Origin of the sequence: Actinoplanes sp. NPDC048967, assembly GCF_040649415.1 — a bacterium.
Lineage (GTDB): Bacteria > Actinomycetota > Actinomycetes > Mycobacteriales > Micromonosporaceae > Actinoplanes.
Genome location: NZ_JBEZFL010000006.1, coordinates 509,178 through 527,245 on the forward strand (window position 1 = coordinate 509,178; position 18,068 = coordinate 527,245).

Annotated in this window: 17 protein-coding genes; 14 read left to right on the forward strand and 3 right to left on the reverse strand. The window is 73.3% G+C overall.

Going from position 1 to position 18,068, the window contains the following annotated elements; translation table 11 throughout:
* Positions 1–81 precede the first annotated feature (81 nt).
* The gene (locus tag AB0C12_RS27930) at positions 82–1,290 is read left to right on the forward strand and encodes an FAD-dependent oxidoreductase (RefSeq protein ID WP_360552782.1); all 1,209 of its coding nucleotides are present in this window, start codon (positions 82–84) and stop codon (positions 1,288–1,290) included.
* Positions 1,250–1,759 carry a DUF309 domain-containing protein gene (locus tag AB0C12_RS27935; RefSeq protein ID WP_360552783.1) on the forward strand — a complete coding sequence of 170 codons (510 nt, stop codon included), beginning with the start codon at positions 1,250–1,252 and terminating at the stop codon, positions 1,757–1,759. The genes AB0C12_RS27930 and AB0C12_RS27935 overlap by 41 nt, the downstream gene beginning before the upstream one ends.
* A gap of 9 nt (positions 1,760–1,768) precedes the next feature.
* Here the strand turns inward: AB0C12_RS27935 and AB0C12_RS27940 are convergent, their stop codons facing one another.
* A complete protein-coding gene (locus AB0C12_RS27940) occupies positions 1,769–3,478 on the reverse strand; it encodes a methyl-accepting chemotaxis protein (protein WP_360552784.1) in 1,710 nt (569 codons plus the stop codon).
* A gap of 257 nt (positions 3,479–3,735) precedes the next feature.
* Here AB0C12_RS27940 and AB0C12_RS27945 point away from each other — a divergent pair, with 257 nt between their 5' ends.
* From AB0C12_RS27945 to AB0C12_RS27995, 11 genes are all read left to right on the forward strand, one after another.
* Positions 3,736–4,344 carry a chemotaxis protein CheW gene (locus tag AB0C12_RS27945; protein ID WP_360552785.1) on the forward strand — a complete coding sequence of 203 codons (609 nt, stop codon included), beginning with the start codon at positions 3,736–3,738 and terminating at the stop codon, positions 4,342–4,344.
* A complete protein-coding gene (locus AB0C12_RS27950; RefSeq protein ID WP_360552786.1) occupies positions 4,344–5,186 on the forward strand; it encodes a CheR family methyltransferase in 843 nt (280 codons plus the stop codon). The genes AB0C12_RS27945 and AB0C12_RS27950 overlap by 1 nt, the downstream gene beginning before the upstream one ends.
* Positions 5,179–5,763 (forward strand): chemotaxis protein CheD, encoded by a 585-nt coding sequence (locus AB0C12_RS27955; protein WP_360552787.1) that lies wholly within the window; start codon positions 5,179–5,181, stop codon positions 5,761–5,763. The genes AB0C12_RS27950 and AB0C12_RS27955 overlap by 8 nt, the downstream gene beginning before the upstream one ends.
* Positions 5,760–6,845, forward strand: coding sequence for a chemotaxis response regulator protein-glutamate methylesterase (locus AB0C12_RS27960; protein ID WP_360552788.1), 1,086 nt, complete (start codon positions 5,760–5,762; stop codon positions 6,843–6,845). Before AB0C12_RS27955 ends, AB0C12_RS27960 begins: the two co-directional genes overlap by 4 nt.
* Complete coding sequence (locus tag AB0C12_RS27965) at positions 6,838–7,890, forward strand: methyl-accepting chemotaxis protein (RefSeq protein WP_360552789.1); 1,053 nt, start codon at positions 6,838–6,840, stop codon at positions 7,888–7,890. The genes AB0C12_RS27960 and AB0C12_RS27965 overlap by 8 nt, the downstream gene beginning before the upstream one ends.
* An 8-nt stretch (positions 7,891–7,898) precedes the next feature.
* Complete coding sequence (locus AB0C12_RS27970) at positions 7,899–8,267, forward strand: response regulator (RefSeq protein WP_360552790.1); 369 nt, start codon at positions 7,899–7,901, stop codon at positions 8,265–8,267.
* Positions 8,264–8,545 carry an STAS domain-containing protein gene (locus tag AB0C12_RS27975; protein ID WP_360552791.1) on the forward strand — a complete coding sequence of 94 codons (282 nt, stop codon included), beginning with the start codon at positions 8,264–8,266 and terminating at the stop codon, positions 8,543–8,545. The genes AB0C12_RS27970 and AB0C12_RS27975 overlap by 4 nt, the downstream gene beginning before the upstream one ends.
* Positions 8,545–10,695, forward strand: a complete 2,151-nt coding sequence (locus tag AB0C12_RS27980; protein ID WP_360552792.1) for a chemotaxis protein CheA — start codon at positions 8,545–8,547, stop codon at positions 10,693–10,695. The genes AB0C12_RS27975 and AB0C12_RS27980 overlap by 1 nt, the downstream gene beginning before the upstream one ends.
* Before the next feature lie 21 nt (positions 10,696–10,716).
* A complete protein-coding gene (locus AB0C12_RS27985) occupies positions 10,717–11,829 on the forward strand; it encodes a Xaa-Pro peptidase family protein (protein WP_360552793.1) in 1,113 nt (370 codons plus the stop codon).
* A 60-nt stretch (positions 11,830–11,889) separates the two neighbouring features.
* Entirely contained in the window at positions 11,890–12,168 is a 279-nt protein-coding gene (locus AB0C12_RS27990; protein WP_360552794.1) for a hypothetical protein, read from the forward strand.
* A gap of 93 nt (positions 12,169–12,261) precedes the next feature.
* A complete protein-coding gene (locus AB0C12_RS27995; protein ID WP_360552795.1) occupies positions 12,262–13,269 on the forward strand; it encodes a hypothetical protein in 1,008 nt (335 codons plus the stop codon).
* On the opposite strand, the gene AB0C12_RS28000 is transcribed toward AB0C12_RS27995, so the two are convergent.
* Both AB0C12_RS28000 and AB0C12_RS28005 read right to left on the reverse strand, forming a co-directional pair.
* Complete coding sequence (locus AB0C12_RS28000; protein WP_360552796.1) at positions 13,266–13,667, reverse strand: hypothetical protein; 402 nt, start codon at positions 13,665–13,667, stop codon at positions 13,266–13,268. The two genes, AB0C12_RS27995 and AB0C12_RS28000, sit on opposite strands and share 4 nt — an antisense overlap.
* A 62-nt stretch (positions 13,668–13,729) precedes the next feature.
* Positions 13,730–15,127 carry a hypothetical protein gene (locus tag AB0C12_RS28005; RefSeq protein WP_360552797.1) on the reverse strand — a complete coding sequence of 466 codons (1,398 nt, stop codon included), beginning with the start codon at positions 15,125–15,127 and terminating at the stop codon, positions 13,730–13,732.
* Positions 15,128–15,331: 204 nt separating this feature from the next.
* Here AB0C12_RS28005 and AB0C12_RS28010 point away from each other — a divergent pair, with 204 nt between their 5' ends.
* The gene (locus tag AB0C12_RS28010; RefSeq protein WP_360552798.1) at positions 15,332–18,061 is read left to right on the forward strand and encodes an AAA family ATPase; all 2,730 of its coding nucleotides are present in this window, start codon (positions 15,332–15,334) and stop codon (positions 18,059–18,061) included.
* Positions 18,062–18,068 lie beyond the last annotated feature (7 nt).

Here is an 18,068-nt window from a genome sequence, read left to right on the forward strand (position 1 = left end):
AACATGTGTTGACCCGCGCGCCGAGGAGGGCTACCTTCGAGTCAACAGATGTTGGCAAACAAACGTTGGCAGGTGACTCCGATGCTCCCCGCAACCTCCGATGTCCTGATCGTCGGCGCTGGACCCGTGGGCCTGGCCACGGCCGCCGCCCTCACCGGGGCCGGGGTCGACGTCACAGTCGTCGACCGCGCCGCGACCGCCGCGCACACCAGCCGGGCCGCCGTGGTGCACGCCCACACCCTCGAGGTGCTCGACCGGATCGGCGCGGCCGAACCGCTGGCCGCGGCCGGCATCCCGGCGCCGCGCTTCACCATCCGCGACCGTGACCGCACCCTGGTCCCGATCTCGTTCGCCGGCCTGCCCACCCGTTTCCCGTACGCGCTGATGGTGCCGCAGTCGACCACCGAGGCCGTGCTGCACGACCGGCTGGTGGCCGCCGGTGGCCGGGTCCTGCGCGGCTACGAGGCCGTCGGCCTGTCCGGCGGCACCGTGACCTTCGCCAACGGCGAGAGCGTGACGGCCCGCTACGTGGTCGCCGCCGACGGCATGCACAGCACGATCCGCGAGCTGGCCGGCATCGGCTTCGGCGATCCGTCGTCCGGCGGCGAGTCGTTCACCCTGGCCGACGTGAAGGTCGACGGCGGCCCGCCCCGCGACGAGGTGGTGCTGTACTTCTCCGGCGCCGGCCTGCTCGTCTGGGCGCCGCTGCCGGACGGCACGGTGCGCCTCGTGGCCGCCGTCGACGACGCTCCCGAGCATCCCGGGACCGCGTACGTGCAGGCTCTGCTGGACCACCGCGGACCGGACCGCTCCCCCGCCCGGGTCACCGACGTGGTCTGGGGTTCGCGGTTCCGCGTCCACCACCGCGTCGCGGACACCTTCCGCGCCGGGCCGGTCCTGCTGGCCGGCGACGCCGGCCACGTGCACAGCCCGGCCGGCGGCCAGGGCATGAACCTCGGTCTCAAGGACGGCCTCGCGCTGGCCGACGCTCTCACCGAGGCGTTGCGGTCCGGCTCCGAGGCACCCCTCGACCGGTACGCGGCCGAGCGCCGTCCCGTGGCCCAGGCCGTGGTCGGCTTCGCGTCGCAGCTGACCCGCCTGGCGACCGTGCCGGCACCGCTGCGCCCGGTCCGCAACGCGCTGCTGTCCACGCTCGCCCGGATCCCGGCGTTCCGCCGCCGCCTGGCGTACCGGCTGTCCGGGCTCGACCAGCGCCACGCCGGCCCGGCCGTTGCGGAAGAATCGCAGCATGGAATCGAGCGAACCGGCCACCGGGCCGCACGCACGTGATCGAGACGCCGCCGGACGGCCCCGTAACGCCCGGCCCCGCGACGGGCTGGGCCGGCCGCTGCCCAAGGGGATGCCCGGCGTGCCGACCACGCCCGACGACCTGATCCTGCCGCCCGTCGAGGCGCTGCGCGAGGCCCAGCGCCTGCTCGACGGCGGGCGGCCGTTCCACGCCCACGAGGTGCTCGAAGCGGCCTGGAAGGCGTCCGGCCGGCCGGAACGCGAGTTCTGGCGGGGCCTGGCCCAGCTCGCCGTCGGCCTGACCCACGCACGGCGGGGCAACACCGAGGGCGCGTCCCGGCTGCTGCGGCGGGCGGCGGACCGGATCGAGGACTACGCCGCGGCACCGCCGTACGGCGTACCGGTGGCGGCGCTGACCGCTTGGGCGCGGAGCACCGCCCAGCTCATCGACCGCGCCGACGGCAGCCTGTCCGACCAGGCGCTCACCCCCGAGCTCCTGGAGCAGCGGTAGCCCGCCGGCTCAGAACCGCTCGAACTTGCTCTCCAGATCGGGGACGCCGACCTCACCACGATGGTGGCTGACCGCGGGCACCTTGTTGTCGTTGTGCACGCCGCGCGGATAGCTGTCGTTGGCCCACCCTCCGCCGCGGGCCGGGGCCTGCACCGTCCCGGTCATCACCGGCCGCCGGGCCGGGTCCGTGACGAAGAAGTCCATCAGCTGCTTGAGCTGGGCGGTCTGGGCCGACATCTGCTCGGCGGTGGCGGCCAGTTCCTCACTGGACGAGGCGGTCTGCTCGGTCACCTTGCCGATCTGCGTCATCGCGACGTTGATCTGGCGCACCCCGGTGGACTGCTCCCCGCTGGCCGCGGCGATCTCCTGGACCAGGTCGGACGTGCGGGTGATGCTCGGGATGATCGTGTTGAGCAGCTCGCCGGCCCGCTCGGCGGTCTGCACGCTGCCCGCGGCCAGCTCACTGATCTCCTGCGCCGCCACCTGGCTGCGCTCGGCGAGCTTGCCGACCTCGGTGGCCACCACCGCGAAGCCCTTGCCGTGCTCGCCGGCCCGGGCGGCCTCGATGGTGGCGTTCAGGGCCAGCATGTTGGTCTGGAACGCGATGTCGTCGATGATGCCGATCTTGCCGGTGATCTCCTTCATCGCGGCGACCGTCCGCTGCACCGCGTCGCCGCCCTCCTGGGCCTCGGCCGCGGCCTTGGTCGCGATGCCCTCGGTGGCGATGGCGTTCTCGCTGTTCTGCGAGATCCCGGCGGTCATCTCCTGCACGCTGCTCGTGGTCTCCTCGACGCTGGCGGCCTGCTCGGTCGCCGCCTGCGACAGGCTCTGCGAAGCGCCGCTGATCTGGTTCGAGGCCAGGTTCAGCTGCGCGGCGGAGTCGACCACCGTACTGACCGTCTCGCCCAGGCGGCTCATCGCGCTGTTCAGCGCGGTGCCCATCCGGCCGACCTCGTCGCGGCCCCGGACCGTGAGACGCTGGTCCAGCCGGCCGTCGGCGAGCCCGATCAGCACGTCGACCGTCTCCCGCAGCGGGCGCGCGATGGCCGCGGTGATCAGCTGCACCACGACGAAGGTCACCAGGATCGCGATCACGATGAGCGCGATCAGCACCATCCGCGAGGTCTCGTACGCCGACGTGGAGGCGTCCAGCGAGGCCTTCGCCGCGTTGTCCTCCTCGTCGGACAGCCCGTCGATCGCCGTGTCGATCGCCGCGGAGACCGGCTCGACCTCGGTCCGGCTGATCTGGTTGAACTGGGCGAAGTTGCGCGCGGCGACGGCCGGCTTCAGCTTGTCCGTCGCGATGGTCTTGTACGAGGTCCACCCGGTCAGGAAGGCCTGCCCGTTGCCGGTGCCCACGCTCGGCCGGTCCTTGGCGAAGGTGGCCCAGACCTCGTCGAGCGCGCCGATGGCCGCGTCCAGGGACCGGTTGGCCGCCGTGGTGTCGGCCTCGTTCTGCGCCATGGCCAGCTTGCGCATGTCGATGCGGACCTGTTTGTAGTCGGCCCGCACGTCACCGAGCATCCGCACATCGTGCAGGTTGCCGGAGTACAGCCGGTTGAGCCGTTCCTGGGTGTTGGCCAGGCTCACCATGCCGACCAGCCCGACGGTCAGCAGCAGGACCCCCGAAACCAACGCCAGGATGCGCAGTTTCCAGCCGATCGACATATCCCGGAACGAGAATCCGCTGCGATGCCGGCGCGTTTCCGACTCGGCCATTTCCAGGCTCCCTTTGTCCCCCGCCGCGGCCGCGAGCGCACCGCCCGCCACCCATGACCGGGCCAGCCTATCGGCGCCCGACGAGGGAGAACGCGGAATGCGAAGCCCCCGGCAAATGGTTTTCCGGCAATACGACAACGGGCTCGGAAAGGGATCCCGGGAGCAGTCGGGCGCAATGACCTGAGCTCCTGCGGGAGCCGTCACGGATCTGATCGAATAGCACCGGCAGCAGGCTCGGGCAGGCGGGAGGACCGGCGGTGACCACCAGTTCCGCGATGTCGGCGGCGGGGGCGCGCGGTGCCGTCGTGGCCGGCGAGTCGGCCCGCTATCTGACGTTCACGCTCAACGGCGAGTCGTACGCGCTCGACATCTTCCACGTCAAGGAGATCCTCGAGTACCGCAGCCTCACCGTGGTGCCGATGATGCCCGACTTCATCCGCGGCGTGATCAACCTGCGCGGGCGGGCCGTACCGGTCATCGACCTGGCGATCCGCTTCGCGCGCGGCACCACCGCCGTGCGCCGCCGCACGACGATCATCATCGTGCACATCCGCGAGGCGGTGCTGCCCGGCGAGGAGGCCGGCGCGCCCGGGCTCACCGAGACCGACGGTGGCCAGGACATCGGCATCCTGGTCGACGCGGTCAACAAGGTGGTCAGCCTCGACGAGGGCGCGATGGAACCGGCACCGGCGTTCGGCGCCGGCATCCGCGCCGACTACATCAGCGGCATGGCCCGCCGCGACGACGACTTCCTCATCGTGCTGGACGTCAGCCGGGTCCTGTCCATCAGCGACATGGTCAGCCTCGGCGACCTCGCCCGAGGCCGCCCGCCGGCCGACGACGACGCCGGGCCGGAGCCGCGCTGATGTTGCCGCCCGCGGCCGTCCAGCAGCTCACCGACGACCAGTTCCGCCGGCTGACCGGACTGCTGCACGACCACACCGGGATCGCCCTGGCGCCGGGCAAGGAGGCGCTGGTGGCGGGCCGGCTCGACAAGCGGATCCGGCAGCTGGGGCTGGGCGGCTACGGCGAGTACCTCGCCGTGCTGCGCGACGGCCACGACGAGGTCGAGCTGCACCAGATGATCAACCTGCTCACCACCAACGAGACGTTCTTCTTCCGCGAGCCGCGGCACTTCGAGTTCCTCGAGCGGGTCATCGTGCCGGGGCGGCCACCGGGCCGGGCGCTGCGGATGTGGAGCGCGGCCAGTTCCACCGGCGAGGAGGCGTACACCGCCGCCATGGTCCTCGGCGACGCGCTGCCGGTGGCGCAGTGGGAGATCGTCGGCAGTGACATCTCCACCGACGTGGTGGAGACGGCCCGCCGGGCGCTCTACCCGATCGAGGCCGCCGAGCGGATCCCGCCGTCGCTGCTGCGCCGCTACTGCCTGCGGGGCCGCGAGGAGTACCAGGGCCTGCTGACGATCTGCCGGGAACTGCGCGCCCGGGTCGAGTTCCACTGCCTGAACCTGATGGAGGACTTCCGCCGGCTCGGCCGCTTCGACGTCATCTTCCTGCGCAACGTGATGATCTATTTCGACCTGGCGACCAAGCGTGACCTGGTCGACCGGATGCAGCAGCTGCTCTTCCCGGGCGGCTTCCTGATCATCGGCAGCTCCGAGTCGCTCAACGCGATCCCGTCGCCGCTGCGCATGGTCGAACCGTCGATCTACCGGCTCGCCGGCCCGGCGGAGGTGGGCCGTGCGTGAGCCCGTCGACGTGCACCTGCTTCCCGGTGACTTCCGCTTCGCCGGGGCCGGCACCCGCCTGCACACCCTGCTCGGCTCGTGCGTCGCGATCACCCTGTGGCACCCGGCCCGGCAGATCGGCGGGATGTGCCACTACCTGCTGCCCGGCCGGGATCCCGCCACCGCCGGGTCCGAACTGGACGGCCGGTACGCCGAGGACGCCGTGGCGATGTTCCGCCGGGAGACCGACCGGCACGGCACCGGCCCCGGCGAGTACGTCGTCAAGGTCTTCGGCGGCGCGGACCAGTTCCCCGGCCTGGCCGGCCCGCGGCCCAGCATCGCGGCGCAGAACGCCCGGGCCGGCCCGGACCTGCTGACCCGCGAGGGTTTCACGGTGACCACGTGCCGGCTCGGCGGCCGCGGCTCCCGGCGGCTGATCTTCGAGCTCGCCACCGGCCACGTGTGGCTGCGCAGCCTCCGGGCCCGCGACGACCGGACCCCCGACGACGGGTCCTTCGACGACCGGTCCTTCGACGACCGGTCCTTCGGCAGCCGGGTCCCCGCGCCCGGGGACGCGCACCCGGCGGTCCCGCGGTGACCGGGGCGGGCGGATCCACGGGCGGGCCGACCCGGGTACTGATCGTCGACGACTCGGCCGTCGTCCGGCAGGTGCTGGCCGCCCGGTTGCGCGGCTGCGCCGGGATCGAGGTCATCGGCGCGGTGCCGGACCCGATCTTCGCGATGGAGCACATGAACCGGTCCTGGCCGGACGTCGTGGTGCTGGACATCGAGATGCCCCGGATGGACGGCCTGACCTTCCTGCACAGGATCATGTCGGTGCGGCCCACACCGGTGGTGATCTGCTCGACGCTGACCCGCCGGGGCGCCGAGACCACCATGGAGGCGCTCGCCGCCGGGGCCGCCGCGGTGATCGCCAAGCCGGCCACCGGGCTGAAGAAGTTCATGGAGGACGACTCCGGCGACATCGTGACCGCGGTCCGGGCCGCCGCGGCCAGCAACGCCGGCCGGCTGCGCCCGGCTGCCCGGGTGCCGGCGTACGCGGCCCCGCCGCCGGCCGCGGGCACCGGCATCGGCCCGGCCGGACCGGGCCCGGACACCGAGCGGGTGGTGGCGATCGGTACGTCGACCGGCGGCACCCAGGCGCTGGAGGTCGTGCTGCCCGCCCTGCCGGCCGGAGGCCCCGGGGTGGTGCTGGTGCAGCACATGCCGCCCAGGTTCACCGCCGCGTTCGCCGAGCGGCTCGACGTGATGTGCCGGGTCCGGGTCCGCGAGGCCCGCGACGGTGACCCGGTCCTGCCCGGCCAGGTGCTGGTGGCGCCGGGCGGACGGCACATGGAACTGCGCCGGCCGGACGCCCGCTACCGGGTCCGCGTCTTCGACGGGCCACCGGTGAACCGGCACACCCCGTCGGTGGACGTGCTGTTCCGGTCGGTGGCCAAGGTGGCCGGGAGCAACGCCGTCGGCGTGATCATGACCGGCATGGGCGACGACGGCGCCCGGGGCCTGCTGGAGATGCGCCGGGCCGGCGCGTACACGGTCGCCCAGGACGAGGCCAGCTGCGTCGTGCACGGCATGCCGCGCGAGGCCGTCCGGCTCGGGGCCGTCGACCGGGAGAGCCCGCTGGGCTCGATCGCGGAGGTGATCCACCATCATGGTTGAGCTCATCGGCATCGTCGTGGCCCTGCTGGCCGGCGCGGCCGGCGGTTACGGGTACGCCCGCAGGCGTGGCGCCCGGCCGGCGGCCCCCGGGCAGTCCGCCGAGCCCCCGGCGGGTGACCCGATGCGGGGCATGACCGAGTTCGCCGGGGCGGTCGCCCCGGTCTGGTCGGCGCAGATCGACTCGTCCCGGGTGCAGATGGAGTCGGCCGTCGGCCGGCTGACCGAGAAGTTCGCCGGCATCGTCGACAACCTGGACTCGGTGCTGACCACCTCGTCCGGGGCACTGCACGACGAGAACGCGGTGGCGTTCGACCGCAGCCGGCAGCGCCTGGGCGAGGTCGTCGGCACGCTCAACCACGCCCTGACCGCGAAACGGGCGGCCCTGGAGGAGCTGCAGACCCTGCTGGACCTCAACGACGAGCTGCGGCAGATGTCCGGCGAGGTCACCCGGATCGCCGCGCAGACCAACCTGCTCGCGCTCAACGCCGCCATCGAGGCGGCCCGGGTGGGCACGGCGGGCGCGGCCTTCGGCGTGGTCGCCCTGGAGGTCCGCGAGCTGGCCGAACGCTCGCACAGCACCAGCGAACGCATCTCGGCGAAGGTCGAGGGCGTCGCCGCCGCGATCGGCTCGGTGCTGGCCAGCGCCCGGGACAGCGCCGGACGCGAGGACCAGGCCGTCACCTACGCCAACGAGGAGGTGCAGGCGGTGCTGGAGGATCTGCGTACGGTGCTGTCGGGCCTGCAGGACTCGTCGGCCGAGCTCGAACAGGCCGCCGTCGGCATCCGCGCGGACATCGGCCAGTCGCTGGTCAACCTGCAGTTCCAGGACCGGGTCGGACAGATTCTCGAGCACCTGCGGGACAGCGTCGACCAGTTCCCGGGCGTGGTCGCCGAGGCCGGCGAGCGGGCCGGCGAGGGCCGGACGCTGGACCCGCAGGCGCTGCTGGACAAGCTCGCGGCGAACTACACGATGGCCGAGGAGCGCGAGGCCCACAAGTCCGGGGCGCAGGCGGCGCCGTCCGAATCCGAAATCACGTTCTTCTAGGGGAGACGATGGCCAAGACCATTCTGATCGTCGACGACTCGGCCTCGGTGCGGCAGGTCGTCACCATCGCGCTCAAGGGCGCCGGGTACGACGTGATCGCGGGCGTGGACGGCAAGGACGCTCTGACCAAGCTCAACGGCCAGCGCATCCACCTGATCATCTCCGACGTGAACATGCCCAACATGGACGGGATCACGTTCGTGGCGGAGGCGCGCAAGCTGCCGGCGTACAAGTTCACGCCGATCATCATGCTGACCACCGAGTCCCAGGAGGAGAAGAAGCGCCAGGCCCAGGCCGCGGGGGCCAAGGCCTGGGTGACCAAGCCGTTCCAGCCCGAGCAGATGCTCAGCGCGGTGGCGAAGCTGATCGCGCCGTGACCACCCGGGAACTGCGCCGGGTCACCCTCGACGGGGAGCTGACCATCATGACCGCGGCCGAGCACAAGGACCGGCTGCTGACCGCCCTGGCGGGCAGCGGCGGCCTGCGCGTGGACCTGTCCGCCGTCGAGGAGGTCGACACCGCCGGCCTGCAGGTGCTGCTGCTGGCGCGGCGCGAGGCCGAACAGTTGAGCCTGCCCTTCGAGCTCGCCGCACCCGCCCCGGACGTCGCCGCGGTGCTGGCCCTGGCCGGGCTGACCGCGGCCGAGGAGGAGTGATGTCCGCCGACGACGACGACATGCGCGAGGCCCTCGACACCTTCGTCACCGAGGCCCGCGACCTGGTGCAGCAACTCGAGGACGGGCTGCTCGACCTGGAGGCGCACCCGTCGGCGGCGGAGACGGTCAACACCGTGTTCCGCGCCGCGCACACCCTCAAGGGCTCGTCCGGGCTCTTCGGCCTGCGGCACCTGGTCCACTTCACCCACGTGGTCGAGACCGTGCTGGGCTCCGTACGGGAAGGGGATCTGGCGGTGTCGCCCGGGCTGGTCAGCAGCCTGCTGCCGTGCGCCGACCACATCGGGGCGATGATCGAGGGGCTCGCCGCGGGACGGCTGGAGCCGGACGCCGCCCAGGCCGCCGAGGGCGCCCGCCTGCTCGCCGCGCTGGAGCCGTACCTGCCGGACGGGCAGGCCGCACTCGCCGCGGACCGCGCGGAACAGAGCGGCGGGGACGCGGTGCCGGAGCGGGCGTGGCGGCTGAGCCTGCGCTTCGGGGCCGACAGCCTGCGCAACGGCATGGACCCGCTGTCGTTCCTGCGCTACCTGGCCAGCATCGGCACGGTGTCGCAGGTGACGACCGACGCGGGGGCGTTGCCGGCCGCCGGGGAGATGGACCCCGAGACCTGCTACCTGGCCTTCGAGGTGGAGCTGGTCAGTGGCGCCCCGAAGGAGGAGATCGAGGCCGTCTTCGAGTTCGTGCGCGAGGACAGCGACATCCGGATCGTGCCGGCGGACCACCAGCTCGACGCGTACGTGTGGGCGATCCGGGCCATGCCGGAGAGCGACCGGGTCGGCGACGTGCTCATCGGCAGCGGCGTGGTGACCGAGCTGGAGATGGCCGAGGCGCTGCGGATCCAGCAGGATCAGGCGGTGCGCAGCGGGACCCAGCCGGTGCCGATCGGCGAGATCCTGGTCCGGCACGGCATCGTCCCGGCCCCGATCGTGGACGCGGCGCTGAACCGCCAGCGCAAGACCACCGAGACCCGCTCGCAGGACACCACCACCATCCGGATCGACGCGGCCCGCCTCGACCGGCTCATCGACCTGGTCGGCGAGCTGGTCATCGCCCAGTCCAGCACCGGGTTGCGCGCCGGCGCCGGCGGCGAGGCCCAGGGCGAGGTGATGCGCCTGGTCGACGAGGTGCGCCACAGTGCCCTCGCCCTGCGGATGGTGCCGATCGGGACCACGCTGCGCCGCTTCGAACGGGTGGTCCGCGACGTCTGCGTGGAGCTGCACAAGGAGGTGTCGCTGGTGATCACCGGTGGCGACGCCGAGATGGACAAGGCCCTGGTCGAGCGGATCAGCGACCCGCTGCTGCACCTGGTGCGCAACTCGCTGGACCACGGCATCGAGACCCCGGCCGAGCGGCAGCGGCACGGCAAGACGGCCCAGGGGACGCTGCGGCTCAACGCGTACCACGACGCCGGCAGCATCGTGATCGAGGTCAGCGACGACGGCCGCGGCCTCGACCGGGACCGGATCCTGGCCAAGGCGGTCGAGCGCGAGGTGGTCGCCGCCGGCGCGGTACTGAGCGACCAGGAGGTCTACGACCTGATCTTCGAGCCGGGCTTCTCCACCGCGGAGACGGTCTCCAACCTCTCCGGCCGCGGCGTGGGCATGGACGTGGTCCGGCGCAACGTCACCGCCCTGCGCGGCAGCATCGAGGTGGACACCACCCGCGGGGCCGGCACCACCATCCGGATCCGGCTGCCGCTCACCCTGGCCATCATCGACGGCTTCCTGGTCGGCGTCGGCTCCTCGTCGTTCATCGTGCCCCTGGACCGGGTGACCGAATGCGTGGAGCTGCCGCCCGGCCCGCTCGGGCGCGACTGCATGAACCTGCGCGGCGAGGTCCTGCCGTTCATCCGGCTGCGCGAGCTGTTCGACATCCCGGGCGAGCCGGCCCGGCGGCAGAACGTCGTGATCGTCGAGCAGTCCGGGCAGCGTACCGGTCTGGTGGTGGACGCCCTGCTGGGCGAGCTGCAGACCGTGATCAAGCCGCTGGGTGTGCTGTTCAGCCGGCTCAAGTGCATCAGCGGGTCGACCATCCTGGGCAGCGGCGAGATCGCCCTCATCCTGGACGTCGGGCCACTGGTGGCCGACCACTCCGAACGTGAACACCTGCTCCGCGCCCGCCCTGCGGCCTGACCGCACGGCTACCGTGGACCGGTGCTGTGGACAGCTGAGGAACTGCGCCGCCGGCTGGACCGGGCCCGGCGGGAAGTGGCCCGGCAGGGCTGGACGGCCCTGCTGGTCACGCCCGGCCCCGACCTGCGCCATCTGACCGGTTACGGGGCGATGCCGCTGGAACGGCTCACCTGCCTGGTGCTGCCGGCCGCCGGCGAGGCCACCCTGATCGTTCCCCGGCTGGAACGGGCCGCCGCCGAGGCCGCGCTCGGTGACCTGCGGCTCCGGCTGGCCGATCACCCCGACGGCGGTGACGCCGCGGGGCTGCTGGCCGCGACGCTGCCGGACTCCACCGGGGTGGTCGGCGTCGTGGACGCGATGCCAGCCGGCCACCTGCTCCCCCTGCAGCGCCTGCTGCCCGGCCTGCGCTGGAAGGAAGCCGGCCGGGCGACCGGATCGCTGCGGGCGGTGAAGTCACCGGCGGAGATCACCGCGCTGGCCGAGGCCGGGGCCGCCATCGACGAGGTGCACCGCCGGATGCACCGCTGGCTGCGCCCGGGTCGCACCGAGGCCGAGGTCGCCGCCGACATCGACGTGGCCATCCGCGACGCCGGGCACGCCCGCACGGACTTCGTCATCGTCGCGGCCGGCCCGAACGCCGCCAGCCCGCACCACAGCAGCGGGCCGCGGATCATCGAACGCGGCGACCCGGTGGTCGTCGACATCGGCGGCACGATGCCGAGCGGCTACTGCTCCGACTGCACCCGCACGTACGTCATCGGGCCGGCGGCGCCCGCGGACTTCACCGACTACTACGCCGTGCTCGAGGCCGCCCAGCGGGCCGCGGTGGCCGCCGTCCGGCCGGACGTGAGCGCCGAGGCAGTGGACGCCGCCGCACGCCGCCCCATCGAGCGGGCCGGCTACGGGGAGCTGTTCCTGCACCGCACCGGTCATGGGATCGGGCTGGAGACGCACGAGGACCCGTACATCGTCGCGGGCAACACCGACCCCCTGGTGGCCGGCATGGCGTTCTCGGTCGAGCCCGGCATCTACCGGGCCGGTGCGCACGGGGCCCGGATCGAGGACATCGTCGTCTGCACCCCCGACGGCGTACGGCGGCTCAACTCCACCGACACCGGCCTGGTCCACCTCTAACGCTCGTTCAGGAGCAACCCGTGGGTACCGGAAATGCGGCGAGCCGCTACGGTTTACGACATGACGACCTACTCGGGTCCGGCAACGCTGATCCTCGTCGACGGCGCACGGGTCACCGGCATGGCCTCGCTCGGCACCAACAACCGGGGGAACCTCAACGGCTGGAGCGGCACGTTCCGGCCCAACGAGGTCAGCACGGACATCCGTAACGCGACCGAGGGACTGCAGCTGGAGCTGCCCTACGACCAGATCGGTGAGGTCGCCGTGACCGGCGTCCGCAAGCTGCTGGCCACCCAGGTGCTGATGTCGCTGGTCGGTCGCGGGCCCGCACCTTTCTGAGGCCGGCCCGGCCGGGCCCTCGGGGTCATACCGGGGACGTCTCCGGGGATGGCCGGATGGTTCGCCGCCGCGCCGCACGCGAGGCTCGCAGACATGGGAAGTGTCCGAGCCTCGCTCGTTCGATCCGACGCCGCCGTGCTGCATCTGCGGGTGCTGCTGCTCTCGGGCATCGCGACGGTCCTGATCACCCGCGGCTTCCTCGCGGCCACCGGCTACCCCCAGCTGGGCGGCGGCGGGCTGCACATCGCCCACGTGCTCTGGGGCGGTCTGCTCATGCTGGCCGGCCTGGGCGCCGCCCTGGCCCTGGCCGGGCGGGCGGCCCGGCTGGGCGCGGCCATCCTGGGCGGCGCCGGCTTCGGGCTGTTCATCGACGAGGTCGGCAAGTTCGTCACCGAGCGGACCGACTACTTCTACCGGCCCGCCGCCGGCCTCATCTACCTCGCCTTCGCGGCGCTGGCCGTGCTCACCGGACGGGTCCGCCGCAGCCCGGCCGCGCCGGACCGGCGCACCGCCGAGGCCGCGCAGCTGGCCCTCACCGGGGTCACCTCGGGGCTGACCGCCCGGCAGCACGCCGCCGCGTCACAGCTGGTGGAGGGCTCCGACCGGGAGGCCGACCGGGCGGTGGCCCGGCTGCTCGCCACGGTGCCACCCCGTCGTGACGTGTGGGACGAGCGCCGGCAGGCGGTCGGGGACCTGATCCGGGCCGCACTGACCCCGGAGCGCCGGGCCCGGCTGGTGGCGGCGAGCGTCGGCGCGGTCATCGCGCTGCCGTTCCTCACGATGATCGGCGCCACCGGGGAGGCACTGACCGGCGATCTCGTCCATGATCCGGAGCTCGGTGCCACCCTGGCGGTGGGGGCCTCGGCTGTGGTGTCGTCCGTGCTCGCCGTCGGGGCAATGCTGCGGCTGGGCCGCGACCGGGCGGCGGCGTTCCGGCTGCTCCACCTGTCGCTGCTGGTGAACCTGCTGGTCGGCCAGGTCTTCACATTCGTGGTCAACCAGTTCGCGGCCGTCGCCGCGCTCGGCGTGACCGTGCTGCTGCTGGCGGTCGTACGGCACGAGTCCGACCGCCTCGCCCAGGGCCGAGACCGAGCTGCCTAGGTCGTCTTTCTGGTCTCGTCGAGGCTGACGTACTGCGGCACGTCGTTGCGCAGCTGCTCCTGCATCGCCCGTACCTCGTCGGCGGAGACGCCGCGCAGGCAGGCCGGCAGGCCGCGCAGCACCTCCTCCAGGCCGAGCGCCCGGTTGGCGTTGTGGTGGTAGAACCGCAGCTCAGCCACGAAGTCGGCGATCAGCACCGTGGCCTTGGCCGGGTTCTCCCGCCACAGCCAGGTGAACACCGAACCGAACGAGTCACCGAGCACCGCCGTGGTGCCCGGCTCCGAGTGCTCCAGGGTCAGCTCGGCCTCGTAGAACACGACGCTGACCAGCAGCTGATCGAGAACGTGCTCAGGTATCTCGCGGGTGTGCACATAGGCATCCTCTCTGGTGCACGCCACCCTTAGTGACCCGCGGCCCGCCGGTTGTTCTGTCGGGGCCGCGACAATTGCCGTCCCGCACGTCATTGACCGGCGGTCACCGCGACCCGGTCGGCGGTGGTCTGCCGCGGGCCGGGCTCCGATCCGCGCTGCCGGGGGATCAGCGCGGGCGGTCCCCCGACCGGCTCCGACCCGGTCGACTCAGGTCCGGCCCGCTCCGGCCCGGCCGGCTCTGATCCGGCCCCCTCCGGCCCGGCCGGTGGCGACCCGGCGGGCTGCGGCGCGGCCGGCAGCTCCCGACGGCGCCCGATCGCGAGGGCCGCCGCATACCCGAAGGCGCAGGCGACCGGCAGCCAGATCGGCGCCATCAGCCGGTTGTACTCGGTGTCGACCGGATGGGCCAGGAGCATCAGCACCCCGGTCAGCCCGGTGAAGATCCACAGTGCCGCGACGGCGCGCATCCGCCGGACGAGCACGACGACCGCGAACAGGAACGCGGCCAGGGTGCCGGGCACGGCCAGCTCCAGGCCGAGCTGGTCCGGCCAGAAGCCGAGGTTGCGCTCGATCAGCCACCCGATCGGGTCGGCCACGTCGGGGCGGGCCTGGAAATGGCGGGTGGCGAAGTCCTGGATCGTGTCGTTCAGGCCCGGCAGGTGCAGCACCCGGCTCAGCAGCTGCCAGGCCAGCGCGGCCAGCAGACCGGTCGCGCCGAGCAGCACCCCGGGCCACCGCTGCCGCCGGCCGAGTGCCGTGAGGGCCCCGGCGGCGAGCAGGGTCAGGGCCATCGCCATCCCGCTGGCCGAACGGACCGCGAACAGCCAGGCCAGCGCCGCGACCACGAGCAACAGCCCGGCCCGGCGGCCCCGCACCACCAGCGTGGCACCGAGCACGACCGCGAGGTAGCCGGCGAAGACACCGCTCTCGGTGAGCATCCGGGTCATGGCGAAACCCGTCGGCAGCACGAAGAGCACGGTCGCGGCCAGCACCCCGGCCGGTCGCAGACCGCTGGCCAGCCAGACGGCCAGATACGCCAGTACGGCGGCGAGCAGCGCCAGTATCAACGTCGCCGCCATCATGCCGGTCCACAATCCCAGCGTCGCCACGAACGGCGCGGCGAACAGCGGATAACCGGGCCGGCTGTGGAAGATCGCGGCGTATCGGGGCGAGAAACCGGCGGTCACGTAATTCCTGCAGGTCGGCGTCTCGCCGCGGGCCCGGAACGAGCGGTTCAGATCCCGGCACACCTGCCGGCCCGCTTCGATGCGGGCCACCTCGGGGTCCGTACCGGTGAAGATCAGCGCCTGGCGCATGTACCAGAAGCTGTCCCCGGAGGCGACGCGCCTCGGATCCTCGTAGCGGGCGAAGAACAGCAGACCGGCGATCAGGATGACGAGCAGCACCCAGGCTGTCTCGATCAGGCCCCGCCGGGTGCGGGACCTCGACGGGCGCGACCCGGCCCGATCAGCGACAACGGTTTCCACGTATTCACTCGATCCCCGTGATTGAGCATGACGACCAGCGGTCGCGCGTAGTCCGCGACCGCTGTTTCGCGGCGCGTCCATTGCTGATCGCCCCGCTGTCCCCCTAGACGCCGGACCGAGCACCGGCGGGCGACAGGAAAGGGAAAAGAATCCGATCCGGGGCCGGTGATCCGGCCCGGTGTAGCCTCCGGCCGGGAGGACAACGTGCCGAGGAACGCTGAGAGCCCCGCGCTACGGGGGCGCCGACGCGAGCGGGAACTGCTCGACGAGCTGGTGCGCGACATCCGGACCGGGCACAGCCGGGTCCTGGTGCTGCGCGGGGAGGCCGGAGCCGGCAAGACCGCCCTGCTGGACTACCTGAGCGGGCACTCCCCCGGGACCCGGGTCGTCCGCGCGGCCGGGGTCGAGCCCGAGTCGGAGATCGCGTACTCCGCGCTGCAGCAGCTGTGCGCTCCCCTGCTGGACCACCTCGACCGGCTCGCCGAGCCGCAACGGGCCGCGCTGGCCACCGCCTTCGGGCTCAGCTCCGGCAGCCCGCCGCAGGCCCTGCTCGTCGGGCTGGCCGTGCTGGGGTTGTTGGCCGAGGCCGCCGCCGAGCAGCCGCTGGTCTGCGTGGTGGACGACGTGCAGTGGCTGGACCGGATGTCCGAGGTGGTGCTCACCTTCGCCGCCCGCCGGCTGGAGGCCGAGTCCGTCGCCCTGCTCTTCGCCGCCCGCAGTCCCGGCGACGAGCAGCTCCTTCCCGGCCTGCCGGAGCTGATTGTCACCGGGCTGCCCGACGCGGACGCCCACGACCTGCTGGACTCGGTGCTCCCGGGCCCGGTCGACGCCCGGGTCCGCGAACGGATCGTCGCCGAGACGCGCGGCAACCCGCTCGCCCTGCTCGAACTGCCGCGCGATCTCACGCCGGCCGAGCTGGCGTTCGGGTTCGGCGCGCAGACGGCGATGCCGTTGCCGAGCCGGGTGGAGGAGGGCTTCCAGCGGCGTATCGCGGCGTTGCCGCCGGACACCCGCAGGCTGCTGCTCACCGCCGCTGTCGAGCCGGTCGGTGACGTGACGCTGCTGTGGCGCGCCCTCAAGCGGCTGGGCGTCGGTCCGGAGGCTGCGGCCCCGGCGGAGGCCGCCGGGCTGGTCGAGTTCGCCGCCCGCACGCGTTTCCGGCATCCGCTGGTGCGCTCGGCCTGCTGGCGGTCCGCCGACGCCGCCGAGCTGCGGGACGTGCACCGGGCCCTGGCCGAGGTGACCGACCCGGCGCAGGAGCCCGACCGCCGGGCCTGGCACCGGGCCCATGCCGCGGTGGGACCGGACGAGCAGGTCGCCGGCGAGCTGGAACGGTCGGCCGACCGGGCTCTGTCCCGCGGCGGTCGCTCCGCGGCGGCGACGTTTCTCGAACGCGCGGCGGAGCTCAGCCCGGACCCGAAGCCCCGCGCCGCCCGGGCTCTCGCCGCCGCGCAGGCCCGGTTCGAAGCCGGAGCGCCGGCCCGGGTGCCCGGCCTGCTGGCCGCCGCCGAGCTGGGTCCGCTCGACCCGTTGCAGCGGGCCCGGGTGGAACGGTTGCGGGCCCAGGTCGCGTTCGCCCTCAACCACGGCCGGGCGGCCGGACCACCGCTGCTGGCCGCCGCCCGCCGCCTCGAGGAGCTGGACCTGGCCGCGGCTCGTGAGACGTACCTGTCGGCGCTGGGCGCCGCCGTGCACGCGGGACGACTCGGCGGCGACGACCTGCGCCACGCGGCCGAGGCCGCCCGGGCGGTGCCGGCCGGTACGGACGCCGCCGGCCTGCTGCTGACCGGCCTCACGACCTGGACCTTGGACGGGTACGCGGCCGCCGTACCGGAACTGCGCCGGGCCCTGGGGACGCTGACCGCCGACGAGGACCTCGGTCTGCTGTGGCTGGCCGTACCGGTGGCGCAGTTGCTCTGGGACGACGCGGCCTGGCACCGGCTCACCGAGCAGGCTGTCCGCGTGGCCCGCGCCACCGGCGCGATGTCGCTGCTGCCCACCGCGCTGGTCTTCCGGGCCGGCGCGCTGCTGCCGGCGGGCCGGTTCACCGACGCGTCGGACGTGCTCGACGAGGCCGCCGCCATCGGGCTGGCCACCGGGCTGCCCACGCCACCGTCCGCCGCGCTCACCCTGGCGGCCTACCGCGGCCACGAGGCTCCCGCCCTGGAGCTGATCAACGCGACTGCCCGGGACGCCGATGTGCGCGGTGAGGGCGCGTTGCACGGCCTGGCCGGTCTGGCCGAAGCGGTGCTGCGCAACGGCACCGGCCGGTATCAGGACGCGACGCGGGCAGCCCGCCAGGTGGTCGAGTACGAGGATCCCGGCGTCCACGCCTGGGCCCTGGCCGAGCTGGTCGAAGCCGCGGCCCGCGCCGGGGAGCCCGCGGTCGCCGCGCAGGCACGCGAGCGGCTGGCCGAGCGGACCAGCACCGCCGGTACGGCCTGGGCGCTCGGCGTCCAGGCCGTCGCCGACGCGCTCGCGGGACCGGCGGCCAAGGCCGAGGACCGCTACCGCGAGGCGCTCGAACACCTGACCGCCACGACCCGGCAAGAGGTGCAGGTGGCCCGGGCCCGCCTGCTCTACGGCGAGTGGCTGCGCCGCGAGAACAGGCGCACCGACGCCCGCGCCCAGTTGCGCACGGCCCACGAGGCGTTCACCGAGATGGGCGCGGAGGGCTTCGCCGACCGGGCCGGGCGCGAGCTGGTCGCCACCGGCGAGACCGTCCACAAGCGTGTCCCCGGCGCCCGCGCCGAGCTGACCGCGCAGGAGGCCCAGATCGCCCGCCTGGCCGCGGCGGGACGCACCAACCCGGAGATCGGCACCGTCCTGTTCCTCAGCCCGCGCACCGTCGAGTGGCACCTGCGCAAGGTCTTCGGCAAGCTCGGTCTCGGCTCCCGCCGGGAACTGGCCGCCGCCCTGCGCGATGGTCCATAGTGTTCGG